18 protein-coding genes are annotated in these 13302 nt (G+C 44.4%); 6 read left to right on the top strand and 12 right to left on the bottom strand.

What is annotated here, in order from left to right; translation table 11 throughout:
* Entirely contained in the window at nucleotides 1–1977 is a 1977-nt protein-coding gene (locus K0H61_RS00935) for a heme lyase CcmF/NrfE family subunit (RefSeq protein WP_220050917.1), read from the bottom strand.
* A gap of 400 nt (nucleotides 1978–2377) precedes the next feature.
* On the opposite strand from K0H61_RS00935, the gene ccmI reads away from it, so the two are divergent.
* On the top strand, nucleotides 2378–3634 hold the full coding sequence (gene ccmI / locus K0H61_RS00930; RefSeq protein ID WP_220050916.1) for a c-type cytochrome biogenesis protein CcmI: 1257 nt from the start codon (nucleotides 2378–2380) through the stop codon (nucleotides 3632–3634).
* Nucleotides 3635–3717: 83 nt separating this feature from the next.
* Here the strand turns inward: ccmI and K0H61_RS00925 are convergent, their stop codons facing one another.
* Nucleotides 3718–4017: a c-type cytochrome gene (locus K0H61_RS00925; protein ID WP_220050915.1), complete on the bottom strand. Its 300-nt coding sequence runs from the start codon at nucleotides 4015–4017 to the stop codon at nucleotides 3718–3720.
* Between the two features lie 326 nt (nucleotides 4018–4343).
* On the opposite strand from K0H61_RS00925, the gene ccmA reads away from it, so the two are divergent.
* From ccmA to ccmE, 5 genes are read left to right on the top strand one after another with little or no spacing between them, the layout of a single operon-like run.
* Entirely contained in the window at nucleotides 4344–4994 is a 651-nt protein-coding gene (ccmA, locus tag K0H61_RS00920; protein WP_220050914.1) for a cytochrome c biogenesis heme-transporting ATPase CcmA, read from the top strand.
* 11 nt (nucleotides 4995–5005) lie between these two features.
* Entirely contained in the window at nucleotides 5006–5692 is a 687-nt protein-coding gene (gene ccmB / locus K0H61_RS00915) for a heme exporter protein CcmB (RefSeq protein WP_220050913.1), read from the top strand.
* 1 nt (nucleotide 5693) lies between these two features.
* A complete protein-coding gene (locus tag K0H61_RS00910; protein ID WP_220050912.1) occupies nucleotides 5694–6440 on the top strand; it encodes a heme ABC transporter permease in 747 nt (248 codons plus the stop codon).
* On the top strand, nucleotides 6440–6640 hold the full coding sequence (ccmD, locus tag K0H61_RS00905; RefSeq protein ID WP_220050911.1) for a heme exporter protein CcmD: 201 nt from the start codon (nucleotides 6440–6442) through the stop codon (nucleotides 6638–6640). The genes K0H61_RS00910 and ccmD overlap by 1 nt, the downstream gene beginning before the upstream one ends.
* Nucleotides 6637–7125: a cytochrome c maturation protein CcmE gene (gene ccmE / locus K0H61_RS00900; RefSeq protein ID WP_220050910.1), complete on the top strand. Its 489-nt coding sequence runs from the start codon at nucleotides 6637–6639 to the stop codon at nucleotides 7123–7125. Before ccmD ends, ccmE begins: the two co-directional genes overlap by 4 nt.
* A gap of 576 nt (nucleotides 7126–7701) precedes the next feature.
* Here ccmE and rplQ read toward each other — a convergent pair.
* From rplQ to rpsE, 10 genes are all read right to left on the bottom strand, one after another.
* Nucleotides 7702–8097, bottom strand: a complete 396-nt coding sequence (gene rplQ, locus K0H61_RS00895; protein WP_011621033.1) for a 50S ribosomal protein L17 — start codon at nucleotides 8095–8097, stop codon at nucleotides 7702–7704.
* Nucleotides 8098–8137: 40 nt separating this feature from the next.
* On the bottom strand, nucleotides 8138–9127 hold the full coding sequence (locus K0H61_RS00890; RefSeq protein ID WP_220050909.1) for a DNA-directed RNA polymerase subunit alpha: 990 nt from the start codon (nucleotides 9125–9127) through the stop codon (nucleotides 8138–8140).
* A gap of 24 nt (nucleotides 9128–9151) precedes the next feature.
* A complete protein-coding gene (rpsD, locus tag K0H61_RS00885) occupies nucleotides 9152–9772 on the bottom strand; it encodes a 30S ribosomal protein S4 (RefSeq protein WP_011715468.1) in 621 nt (206 codons plus the stop codon).
* A 31-nt stretch (nucleotides 9773–9803) separates the two neighbouring features.
* Nucleotides 9804–10196, bottom strand: coding sequence for a 30S ribosomal protein S11 (gene rpsK / locus K0H61_RS00880; protein ID WP_220050908.1), 393 nt, complete (start codon nucleotides 10194–10196; stop codon nucleotides 9804–9806).
* A gap of 14 nt (nucleotides 10197–10210) precedes the next feature.
* Nucleotides 10211–10567, bottom strand: a complete 357-nt coding sequence (gene rpsM / locus K0H61_RS00875; RefSeq protein WP_089066698.1) for a 30S ribosomal protein S13 — start codon at nucleotides 10565–10567, stop codon at nucleotides 10211–10213.
* Between the two features lie 117 nt (nucleotides 10568–10684).
* Entirely contained in the window at nucleotides 10685–10798 is a 114-nt protein-coding gene (gene rpmJ, locus K0H61_RS00870) for a 50S ribosomal protein L36 (protein WP_006083579.1), read from the bottom strand.
* Nucleotides 10799–10818: 20 nt separating this feature from the next.
* A complete protein-coding gene (gene secY / locus K0H61_RS00865; RefSeq protein ID WP_220050907.1) occupies nucleotides 10819–12159 on the bottom strand; it encodes a preprotein translocase subunit SecY in 1341 nt (446 codons plus the stop codon).
* 7 nt (nucleotides 12160–12166) lie between these two features.
* Nucleotides 12167–12601, bottom strand: coding sequence for a 50S ribosomal protein L15 (gene rplO / locus K0H61_RS00860; protein ID WP_006083581.1), 435 nt, complete (start codon nucleotides 12599–12601; stop codon nucleotides 12167–12169).
* A 3-nt stretch (nucleotides 12602–12604) separates the two neighbouring features.
* Nucleotides 12605–12787 carry a 50S ribosomal protein L30 gene (rpmD, locus tag K0H61_RS00855; RefSeq protein WP_007644440.1) on the bottom strand — a complete coding sequence of 61 codons (183 nt, stop codon included), beginning with the start codon at nucleotides 12785–12787 and terminating at the stop codon, nucleotides 12605–12607.
* Between the two features lie 6 nt (nucleotides 12788–12793).
* Nucleotides 12794–13297 carry a 30S ribosomal protein S5 gene (gene rpsE / locus K0H61_RS00850; protein ID WP_007644438.1) on the bottom strand — a complete coding sequence of 168 codons (504 nt, stop codon included), beginning with the start codon at nucleotides 13295–13297 and terminating at the stop codon, nucleotides 12794–12796.
* Nucleotides 13298–13302 lie beyond the last annotated feature (5 nt).

The following is a 13302-nucleotide window of genomic DNA, read 5'->3' as shown; positions in this document are numbered from 1 at the left end:
TTATGCAGTTGCTAATTTTGCTTTTTCAGCCTGCGGTGTAACCGTTACCGCGGCTTTGGCGCGGTAGCGCTTGTCTGATGCCGCAAAGAAACCACCGATCATCATGAAAATCGCACCAAACCATAACCAACGCACGAAAGGTTTATAGTTCAAACGAACTGCAAACTCGGTGTTACTGATTGGGTCGCCCATAGTGACATACAGATCGCGGAACAGCCCCCAGTCGATACCCGCTTCAGTCATATCCATGGTACGCACGTTGTATTGACGACGATCGGGCTTCAGTAAAGTTAAGAACTCCTCACCTTTGTATATTTCAATTTGACCTTGCTGCGCAGTGTAGTTAGGACCTACTACGTTTTTAGTCTCGAGATACTTGAAGGTGTAACCAGCTAACTCTTGGCTAATGCCAGGACCCATACGCACACTTTTCTCGACAGAATAATTTGACACCATAGTCGCACCAACAACAGACACGGCGATACCTAAGTGAGCGATAATCATACCTAACTGACTGCGTCCCATACGGGCAATACTGAGCTCGCCATCCTTAGGCTTAACAATATTGTAAGCTGCACGCGCTGTTGCTAGCACAATCCAAGCTGCAGCTGCGATACCAAAGGCAACCCAAGCATTGAATACACCATCGACTAAGAACGGTGTAACAATACCAATAGCCAATGACGCAATCGCAGGAATCATCAACTGACGTTTTAACTCACCCGCCTTAGATTTTTTCCAGCGGATGATTGGGCCAATCCCCATAAAGCCAAACAGCACTAATACGATAGGTACGAATACCGCGTTGAAGTATGGAGGTCCAACAGAGATCTTACCCATACCTAAAGCATCGATGAGTAAAGGATAGAGTGTACCTAAGAGCACAGTGCCCGCTGCTACAGTCAGCAATACGTTACAGACTAACAGCATCGTTTCTTTTGATTTAAGCTCGAAACGTGCAGGGCTACTCATCTCACTAGCGCGGAAAGCAAATAGCGTGAGTGATCCGCCAATCGCAAGGCCGAGCAATAACAAAATGAACATACCGCGACTTGGATCCGCCGCGAATGAATGCACTGAGGTCAATACGCCAGAACGTACAATAAAGGTACCTAATAAACTTAACGAGAAGGCGAAGATTGACAGCAGAACAGTCCAGTTACGGAAAGCACCTCGCTTCTCTGTTACGATAAGAGAATGCACTAAGGCCGTACCCACTAACCAAGGCATGAAAGAAGCATTTTCAACTGGATCCCAGAACCACCAGCCACCCCAACCTAATTCGTAGTAAGCCCACCAAGAACCTAGCGCAATACCACCGGTTAAGAATACCCATGCAGCTAAAGTCCAAGGACGTGACCAACGAGCCCAAGCCGAATCTAAATGGCCACTCATTAATGCCGCAATTGCGAAAGCAAAGCTCACAGAAAAGCCTACATAACCTAAATACAGCATTGGCGGATGGAAGATTAAACCCACATCCTGCAGCATTGGGTTCAGGTCACGGCCTTCTGCAGGCATCGGGAACAACCGTTCAAACGGACTAGAGGTCAGCAACATAAATAGGCTGAAGCCAATCACAATCAAACCGAGAACCGCTAACACGCGGGCAGTAAAGACCTCTTCGAGCCCCTTACTAAAGAGCGCCACTGATGCCGCCCAAGTTGATAATGCGAATACCCAGAATAACAATGATCCCTCATGACCACCCCATACGGCAGCAATCTTGAAGAAGATAGGTAATTGAGAATTGGAGTGATGGGCAACATAGGCGACAGAGAAATCATCAACGGCAAAACTATAACCGAGGGAAACCACTGACAAAGTAATAAAGAAAAACATTCCATAGGCTAACGGCCAAGCATACCTCACTAAATATTGGTCTTTACGGGCCACACCGATCAGGGGAACACTAACTAATAGGAATGCAAAGGCGACTCCTATAATCAGTGAAAAGTGTCCAAGTTCTGGGATCATGGGTTTTCCTCAGTCTCAAATAATATGTTGATTTAGCAAGAAACTAAGCCAACGCACAACATGCTGTTCACAAAAAATGCACGAAATTTTGTTCATTTTAGTATTTGCTATTGTTCCTGTCTGCCACTTTAGTACAAAACTGGGTGACTTGTCGCATTCTCAATTTTTGCTTAAATGACAATCACATTTGGATGCCAGTTTCGCATGTGACAGATAATTGAGCCTTAAGTTTCAACAAAAATTTACCAAAAGAATCAATTTGTGAACCAGTCCCCAACTATCGGCTTTCCCCCTTGTTAATCCCTTATATTACTGTTCAATGATTAATCTTTACGTATAATCTGGCTACCAAGGTGGCGGTAACACCGCTTTTATTCAAACTAAAGTGAATATAGAAACAATGACGACATTTTGGATTTTTATTGCGCTTGTAGTATTGGTCAGCTTAACGCTGATTTGGATTCCGCATTTCAGACAGCAGAAATTGTTACGCACTGAAGAAGCTGGTGTTCGTCGACAAACGAACCTTGAATTATTTAATGAACGTCTTGCCACTCTAGAGAAAGAACTTAGCGATGAGTTACTCGATCAAGCTGAATTTGATGCATTGAAAAAAGAGCTGGAAATTAGCTTACTTCAAGATATCAAACAAGCTGGCGATGATTCACTTGTTAATCAAATTAAACCCAAGAGTGTCCTGTGGCCTTCGATTATGTCCGTTGGCTTAATCGCCATCTCAGGTTATCTCTATAACCACTTAGGTGCTTTCGAAAATATCGGTAACACCGCCCAAAACCAGCCAGCAAATCCACATGCTGGAATGGATATGGCTCAAATCATGGCGCAACGTGTTCAAGCCATGGAAGCCCAAGTGCAAGCAGAACCTGAAAACAGCCAAGCTTGGTTTAGCTTAGGCCATGCTTATATATCCGCTAACCATTTCGATAAAGCGGTTGCGGCTTTCGATAAAGTGATGGAATTAGTGGGGACTCATGCAGAGTTGCTCGGTCCAAAAGCAACGGCCCTGTACTACAAGGCTAATCAACAGATGACCCCGCAAATTCAAGCATTAATCGATCAATCTTTAGCACTCGATCCACAGGATCCATCAACGCTATTATTAGTAGGTATGGACGCATTCTTTACAGCAAGTTATCAAAAGGCGATTGATTCATGGCAATTGATCCTAAGCAGTGACCGTACTGATGTTGACCGCACTGCGCTAATCAATGCTATCGAAACCGCTAAGTTACGCATGCAATCTGAAGGTAATGGTATGCCCGATGATGATGTACATAAAAAGGCGAAGGTAGCAGTGAAAACTGTAAGCGTGGCCATCTCTATTGCGCCTGAACTTGCGGCAAATGCTAGCCCTGATGATACTATCTTTGTTTTTGCACGTGCGAGTGAAGGGCCAAAAACACCTTTGGCTGCAACCAAAGTAAGCGCCAAATCTCTACCCGTAACTGTCACATTAGATGATAGTACTGGCATGGGTGGTGATATGAAACTGAGCCAAACAGCAAGCGTTGAAGTGATTGCGGTACTGTCTAAACATGGCAGTATCAAGCCTCAAACAGGCGATCTACAAGGCAAGATCAGCAAAATGAATCTTGGTGAAACAGCAAACTTAGTATTAGATACTCAGGTTCAATAATGTTTCTATCTTTTCACTCAGCAATTGTTGTGTGAATACATAAAAAAAACCGGCTAGTGCCGGTTTTTTTTACTGCCAAAAAATTACTGAGCTTTAGACATGAACTCAATAGCTGCTTTGTAATCTTCGTCAGTACAATCTGTACACATACCGCCTGGTGGCATTGCGTTTAAACCGGTTTTAACGCTGCTTACTAGCGCGTCCATACCTTTGGCTAAACGAGGTTCCCACTCAGCAGCATTGTGTGCTTTTGGCGCGCCAGCAACACCCATGCTGTGACATACAGTACACGCCTTGTTATAAATAGCCTCAGCTTCTTGAGCTGAAACGTTGACTGACATAGTCAAAGCAGCGACTGCTGTCATTGCTAACAATTTTTTCATGTTCAATGTTCCTAATGCAAATACTTACAAAGCTCGACGCTGCCCTAATAGGCAGACTCATTATAGCGGTCTAAGAGTACTACAAACTTCAATAAAACTCACTATTTTGTGATTAGATTCTCAGCACTACTTATATAAGGCGACAAGCGTGACAAATTCGTTAATATATTAGCAAGTATTAAAAAAGTTCGACTAACTCAATAAAAATTGCGGTAATTGGAACCACTTCAAATTGCTGATAACTAGTTTAAAGCAAGTGTAAACCCCGCATTAACGACTGTGTTAGACTCACTTGTGTTTCCTTCCGGCTTGAGATAGAGGGTTCAGTGACAAATATAACTCCAGTAAACACACTGTTATCAGCAAACAAGCTGACTTGTATCCGCGAAGAACGCATTCTATTTGATGAATTAAGTTTTCAAATTAACGCGGGTGATATTGTCCAAATTGAAGGCCCTAATGGCGCCGGTAAAACCAGTTTATTACGCATTTTAGCAGGCTTATCTCGTCCTTACGCAGGGCAAACCTTTTATCAGAGTGAGGATATCAACCGTTGCCGTGATGAATACAATCACGACTTGCTTTACCTTGGTCACCTTGCTGGGGTTAAGTCCGAATTAACTGCCGAAGAAAATCTTAAGTTTAACTTAAAAATCAGCGGTTATGATGATTTTGATACACCAGCAATTTTAGCTAAAGTCAACTTAGCGGGATTCGAAGAGGCCCTAGCAGGCCATTTATCAGCAGGGCAACATCGTCGTACCGCCCTAGCAAGACTTTGGCACAACGATTGTAAAATCTGGATTTTAGATGAGCCTTTTACCGCAATTGATAAAAAAGGCGTAGAAGAGCTAGAACAATTATTTATTCGACATGCGGATAATGGTGGTTGCGTGATACTAACAACACACCAAGATATGGGCATCATCAAAGATGATAGGCTTCGTAAAATTCGTCTAGATTATCGCTTTGTATAAGGTGTTGCATAATGAAAAGAGGTATCAGCTTTACTCAAGCATTTTTTACTTTATTAAAGCGAGATTTGAAAATTGCCATTCGTCATCGTGGTGATATTTTTAATCCATTATTGTTTTTCATCATGGTTGTGACCTTATTCCCATTAGGTATTGGACCAGAACCACAAATGCTTGCCCGCATTGCACCAGGGATTATCTGGGTAGCAGCTTTACTTGCGTCAATGTTATCCCTTGAAAGATTATTTAAAGCGGATTTTAGTGATGGTAGCTTGGAGCAAATGCTATTAAGTCCACAGCCGTTATCAATATTAGTTCTGGCAAAGGTATTAGCCCATTGGCTACTAACGGGTGTACCCTTAATTCTCATTGCTCCATTACTTGCTGTATTACTTAATTTAGATAGCAACAGTTATGGTGCTCTCATTGCTACACTCGCATTAGGGACCCCCGTGTTATCTTTACTCGGGGCTATTGGTGTAGCGCTTACCGTTGGATTACGTAAGGGAGGCGTTTTACTCAGTTTGCTAATCTTGCCACTTTATATACCGGTACTGATTTTTGCGACCAGTGCCATAGATGCTGCGGGTATGAATTTACCCTATGATGGTCAACTCGCTATAATTGGCGCAATGTTGATCGGTTCGTTAACCTTGGCACCCTTTGCAATTGGTGCATCTCTACGAGTGAGTACTAACTAATATGTGGAAATGGTTACACCCATATGCGGATCCTGAACGCGCTTACAAGTTATCAGGTACGTTATTCCCTTGGTTCGCAACATTAGCCTGCCTATTTATTACCGTTGGTACAGTGTGGGGACTAGCTTTCGCACCAACGGATTATCAGCAGGGCGATAGCTATCGAATCATCTTTATCCACGTTCCAGCGGCATCTATGTCAATGGCAGCCTATATGGGCATGGCAACAGCAGCCTTTATTGGCCTTGTATGGCAAATTAAGTTAGCCGACTGGGCTGCGGCCTCAATTGCACCAATAGGTGCCGTTATCACCTTTATTGCACTCTTTACTGGCGCCACTTGGGGGAAACCAATGTGGGGGACTTGGTGGGTGTGGGATGCACGCTTAACTTCAGAACTAGTATTACTGTTCCTCTATTTAGGTGTAATTTCTCTCTATGCCTCATTTGAAGACAAAGTTCTCGCAGCTCGCGCGGCTGGTATTCTGGCGATAGTGGGTGTGATCAACATTCCAATCATCAAATACTCTGTAGAATGGTGGAGCTCACTACATCAGCCATCAACAATCAAAATCACCTCAGAGTCGACCATGTCGAGCTCAATGTTATATCCACTTTTAATAAATATTTTAGGTTTCGGCCTTATGATTGGTGCTATCACTATCGTGAGATTTAAAGCCGAAATTCTTGCAAGGAATGGCATGCGTCCATGGGTTCGTGAACTTGCTAAAGCTGAGGAGGTCAAATAATGCAATTCGATTCTATCAGTGATTTTTTTAATATGGGTGGTTATGCCTTTTATGTATGGCTAGCCTACGGTGTTACTTTTTTTTGTTTAACAACGCTGATCATCAGTAGTGCACGTCAAAAGCGAAAAGTGCTCATTGAAATCGCGAAAAAAATGGACCGTGAAGAGCGCCTTAAAGAGACGAGGAGTAGCAAATCGTGAATACTAGACGCAAAAAAAGACTGACCTTAGCAGTGGCTTTGATTGGCGGTGTTGCTGCAATCGCATCGCTCTTACTGTATGCACTCAATTCAAACTTAAATCTGTTTTATACCCCAACAGAGATAGTCAAAGGTAAAGCCGATACGGGAGTTAAGCCTGAGGTTGGCCAACGTATACGCGTCGGAGGCATGGTGACCGAAGGCTCTATGGTACGCGATCCAAACAGCTTACACGTGGAGTTTGCCGTTCACGATTCATTAGGCGGAGAGATCCTAGTTACCTATGACGATCTGCTACCAGATCTTTTCCGTGAAGGCCAAGGGATTGTCGCTCAAGGTGTCTTAGGCGCGGATGGCAAACTTGCAGCGACCGAAGTCTTAGCAAAACATGATGAGAATTACATGCCGCCTGAAGTCGCCGAAGCCATGGGTCAAAAACACGAAAAACTGGATTATAGTCAGCAGAAAACTGCAACTGTCCAGTAATTGGATTACATTAAAAAAGCACTAGCTTGAAAGCCTCTTCGGAGGCTTTTTTATTACCTATTAATCGCGTTAATAGCTCATACACAGGTTCAACATGCTGAAGAAATGCTCGATAAATTAATCACAAATCTAATTTTTACAGACTCTTAAAGGGCAAGTGATCAAAACCAATACGATTGAAATTAGTAAGGCAAACATGACGAACAATCTCTGCGAGGACCAAAGGGCAAACCTGAGCGATTCAAAAATAGGCATTTAGCCTGATATGTTATTAAGAAGACAGAATGAAGCACTGGAGAATCAAAATTAGCGGCATGAAGATACTTAGTATCAGATTAAACAAACGAATCACGAATCAAATTCTGTTAATTCAAATGTTGACGTAATCAAGTTAATTGAGCGTATCTCGGAATAAATGGCATCTTTCAAAAGTAGTAACTAACAAAGACCCTAAAATGGGGAAGTGGTAGATTAAAGCTCGCAACGAATACAGAGATTAAACTGTCGAAGATCAAACAAAACTAATGACATAAAAAAACCGGGCATATAGCCCGGCTTTTTAATTTGTAACCTTAATTATTCAGCAGCTTCAACTTCTACAGCTTGAGCAGCTTCTGGACGACCTACTAGCTCGATGTAAGCCATTGGGGCTTTATCACCAGCACGTAAACCGCACTTAAGGATACGGGTATAGCCACCAGGACGTTCCTGGTAACGTGGACCCAATTCAGTGAATAACTTACCTACGACTTCAGCGTCGCGAGTACGTGCAAACGCTAAACGACGGTTTGCAACGCTGTCACTCTTAGCAAGTGTTATCAGAGGCTCAACTACGCGACGCAGTTCTTTCGCTTTAGCTACAGTCGTCTTGATAATTTCATGACGAACCAGTGAGCTTGCCATGTTACGGAACATAGCTTGGCGGTGGCTGCTGTTGCGGTTAAGTTGACGACCACTCTTACGATGGCGCATGACCTAATCCTTATAACCTAAATCTGTACAAACCTGAGACTTATAGGTCGTCTGCTAAACTAGCTGGAGGCCAGTTTTCCAAACGCATACCTAACGACAGTCCGCGAGAAGCTAAAACGTCCTTAATTTCAGTAAGAGATTTCTTACCTAAGTTCGGGGTCTTAAGCAGCTCAACTTCAGTGCGTTGTACCAGATCTCCGATGTAATGAATCGCTTCGGCTTTCAAACAGTTAGCCGAACGTACAGTTAGCTCTAAATCGTCGACAGGACGCAACAGAATCGGATCGAACTCCGGTTTCTCTTCTTTCATTTCTGGCTCAGTCACATCGCGCAGCTCAACAAACGCATCCAGCTGTTCAGCTAAAATGGTTGCAGAACGACGGATAGCTTCCTCAGGATCGATAGTGCCGTTTGTGGTCATATCGATAACGAGTTTATCCAAGTCAGTACGCTGTTCAACACGAGCTGCTTCTACATTGTAGGCAATACGTGCAACTGGCGAGAAAGAAGCATCAACCAGCAAACGGCCGATTGGGCGATCATCGTCTTCAGTCTGTGCACGAGCAGATGCTGGCACATAACCACGACCACGCTCAACGCGAATACGCATGCTGATATCATTGTTACCTGTTAAGTTACAGATAACATGATCAGGATTCACGATAGTGACATCACCATCATGCGTGATATCTGCTGCGATGACAGGGCCTGCGCCGGACTTGCTTAGAGTAAGCATAGCCTCGTCTTTACCCTCGATAGTCACTGCTAACCCTTTCAGGTTAAGCAAGATTTCAAGGATATCCTCTTGCACGCCTTCCTTACTGCTGTATTCGTGCAGTACACCGTCGATCTCGACTTCTGTAACTGCGCAGCCAGGCATAGACGACAATAGGATGCGACGCAACGCGTTACCTAAAGTGTGGCCGAAACCACGCTCAAGCGGTTCCAAAGTAACCTTGGCACGTGTTGAGTTAACCTGCTCGATATCAACGAGACGCGGTTTAAGAAATTCTGTAACAGAACCCTGCATTGTGTCCTCTCTTGTTTGTTAGCCTTACTTAGAGTAAAGCTCGACGATCAGCTGTTCGTTAATTTCCGCAGACAAATCGCTACGTTCTGGAATGCGCTTGAAAGCACCTTCCATTTTCGCGCTGTCGACTTCAACCCATGTAGGCTTCTCGCGTTGAGCTGCCACTTCTAAAGCTGCTTTGATACGAGCTTGAGTGCGTGACTTTTCACGGATGCTTACAACATCATTCGCAGACACTTTGAATGACGGAATGTTAACAACACGACCGTTAACCATAATTGATTTATGGCTTACTAGCTGACGTGATTCTGCACGAGTCGCACCGAAACCCATACGATAAACAACGTTATCTAAACGAGTTTCTAAAAGTTGCAACAGGTTCTCACCGGTGTTGCCTTTCAGACGTGCAGCTTCTTTATAGTAGTTACGGAATTGTTTTTCTAACACACCGTAAATACGACGAACTTTTTGTTTTTCGCGTAACTGTAAACCGTACTCTGACAGACGTGGCTTACGAGCGCCATGCTGTCCTGGTGCAGATTCCAGTTTACACTTAGAATCGATTGCTCTCACACCGCTTTTTAAGAAAAGGTCAGTACCTTCTCGGCGGCTGAGCTTGAGCTTGGGACCCAAGTATCTTGCCATGATCTTTCTCCAACTATCCTAATTAAACGCGTTATACACGACGTTTTTTAGGAGGACGACAACCATTATGAGGGATCGGCGTCACATCGGTAATGTTGGTAATTTTGTAACCAACAGCGTTCAGCGCACGAATGGCTGATTCACGACCTGGACCTGGACCCTTCACAAACACTTCAAGGTTTTTTAAACCGTAGTCTTGAGCAGCAACACCTGCACGCTCAGCAGCTACCTGTGCAGCAAATGGAGTAGATTTACGTGAACCACGGAAACCTGAACCACCTGAAGTAGCCCATGACAACGCATTACCTTGACGATCTGTAATGGTGACAATTGTGTTGTTGAAAGAAGCATGGATATGAGCCATGCCATCTGCAACCTGTTTACGTACGCGCTTACGCGGAGAACGTGACGGAACTTTAGCCATTGTCTACCTTCCCGTTACTTCTTGATTGGTTTACGTGGACCTTTACGCGTACGCGCATTGGTCTTAGTACGTTGCCCACGGAGAGGCAGGCTACGACGATGGCGGAGACCACGATAACAACCAAGATCCATAAGACGCTTGATGTTCATTGAAATCTCACGACGTAAGTCACCTTCTACAAGGTATTTGGCGACTTCTTCGCGTAGTGTGTCAATTTGAGCTTCGCTCAATTCCTTGATCTTAGCAGTTTCAGCGATTGCTGTAGCCGCGCAGATTGCTCTAGCGCGAGTACGGCCGATGCCGAAAATAGCAGTCAATGCGATGACTGTGTGCTTTTGATCAGGAATGTTAATGCCAGCGATACGGGCCACTATGCACTCCTTAAGTTAAAGGCCAACTGCGAAAAGCCCGAAAGGATACTCGACAGTCGACAGATTTGCAAACAATATTTTGTTCAGCCCATAATTGGGCTGAACAAATTTCTTTTATTAGCCTTGACGCTGTTTGTGTTTTGGTTCAACACAGATAACGCGTACAACGCCACTACGCTTGACGATCTTGCAATTACGGCAGATCTTCTTCACGGAAGCTCGAACTTTCATTTCATCACTCCGTAAGCTAATTAGCGACCAAAACGATCTAAATTCGCTTTGTTTACTAGGTTAGCTTTCTTCATCACAGACTCATACTGATGAGACATCATATGGGTCTGAACCTGAGCCATGAAGTCCATGATCACAACTACCATAATAAGTAGTGAAGTACCGCCAAAATAGAACTGCACTTTCATTGTGATTAACATGAACTCCGGAATTAAACAGATAAAGGTAATGTATAACGCGCCTGCTAATGTCAAACGGGTCATTACTTTATCAATGTAACGCGAAGTCTGTTCTCCAGGACGGATCCCAGGGATGAATGCACCACTCTTCTTCAGGTTATCGGCTGTTTCACGTGGGTTAAACACCAACGCTGTGTAGAAGAAACAGAAGAAGATAATTGCTGTTGCATACAATAATGAGTAAAGCGGTTGTCCAGGTGACACGGCCAGTGAAAAATCACTTAACCATGACATGGACTCATTTTGACCAAACCACTGAGCTAGGGTTCCAGGGAACAAAATGATGCTTGACGCAAAAATTGGGGGAATGACACCCGCCATGTTTATCTTCAACGGTAAATGTGTGCTCTGCGCAGCAAAAACCTTACGGCCTTGCTGACGCTTCGCGTAGTTCACAACGATACGACGTTGGCCACGCTCCACAAATACTACAAGATAAGTCACTACGAATACAATCGCCGCGATCAACAACAACACTAACACATTCAGGTCACCTTGACGCGCCTGCTCAGCCGTTTGGCCGATAGCGGAAGGTAATCCAGCAACGATACCTGCGAAAATTAAGATCGAGATACCATTACCTATACCTCGTTCGGTAATTTGCTCACCCAGCCACATCAAGAACATCGTCCCTGTTACTAAGCTCACAACTGCAACAAAGTAAAAACCAAAACCTAGATTGACCACAAGGCCTGGAACTAAGTTTGGTAAACCCGTTGCAATACCGATCGACTGGAATGTACCCAGCACTAACGTACCCCATCGTGTATACTGACTGATTTTTTTACGTCCAGACTCGCCTTCTTTCTTCAATTCAGCGAGTGCAGGATGCACAACAGTCAATAACTGCATGATAATCGATGCCGAAATGTACGGCATGATACCTAATGCGAAAATAGAAGCACGCTCAAGTGCACCACCCGAGAACATGTTAAACATGCCTAGGATGGTACCACTTTGCTGAGCAAACAGCTCTGCTAATACAGCTGCGTCAATACCAGGAATTGGCACAAACGAACCGGCCCTAAAGACGATAATCGCACCAATCACGAACAGTAGGCGTGCTTTCAACTCCGAAAGACCACCTTTCGCGCTTTTTAAATCAAGTCCTGGTTTTGCCATCGACGTATTATTCCTCGATCTTACCGCCGGCAGCTTCAATCGCTGCACGTGCACCTTTGGTTACCTTCAGACCTTTTACGGTCACTGGGCGCTCAATGGTACCTGAAAGAACGATTTTCGCAAACTGGATATTGCGAGTAATCACGTTCGCATCTTTCAGAGCGTTTAAGTCGATAACATCACCGTTAACTTTAGCCAGTTCGAGTACACGAACTTCAGCTGTTACCATAGCGCGACGCGAGGTAAAACCAAATTTAGGTAAACGGATCTTAAGTGGCATTTGACCACCCTCGAAGCCAGGGCGTACACCGCCACCGCTACGAGATTTTTGGCCTTTGTGACCACGACCAGCAGTTTTACCTAAGCCTGAACCCATACCACGGCCTACGCGCTTTGGTGCATGCTTAGAGCCTGCAGCTGGAGATAGAGTATTTAAACGCATCTATTAATCCTCCACCTTAACCATGTAGTAGACCTTGTTGATCATACCGCGAACAGAAGGAGTATCTTCTAATTCAACAGTGTGACCAATGCGACGCAGACCAAGACCAGTTAAGGTTGCACGGTGTTTTGGTAAACGACCGATTGCAGATTTAGTCTGAGTAACTTTTACAGTTTTAGTTGCCATGGTGCATTACCCCCGAATTTCGTCAACATTCAGGCCACGCTTAGCTGCGATTTGCGAAGGTGACTTCATGTGCACCAGAGCATCTACAGTCGCGCGAACGATGTTGATCGGGTTAGTAGAACCGTATGCTTTTGACAGAACGTTATGTACGCCTGCTACTTCCAATACGGCACGCATTGCGCCACCGGCGATAATACCGGTACCCTGTGATGCTGGTTGCATGTAAACACGTGAACCAGTATGACGACCTTTAACTGGGTGATGCAGAGTGCCTGCATTCAACTCAACGGTCACCATGTTACGACGGGCTTTTTCCATAGCTTTTTGAATTGCTGCTGGAACTTCGCGCGCTTTACCATAGCCATAGCCGACCTTACCGTTACCATCACCCACTACTGTCAGTGCAGTGAAGCTAAAGATACGACCGCCCTTAACTACTTTAGAAACACGATTAACTGCAATTAATTTCTCTTGCAGATCGTCTTTTTGCTGAGCTTCTAATTTAGCCATTTTTA

The organism is Shewanella acanthi, from assembly GCF_019457475.1.
Taxonomy (GTDB): domain Bacteria; phylum Pseudomonadota; class Gammaproteobacteria; order Enterobacterales; family Shewanellaceae; genus Shewanella; species Shewanella acanthi.
The sequence above is the reverse complement of the archived record's forward strand: the minus strand, read 5'-3'. Positions and strand labels throughout refer to the sequence as shown.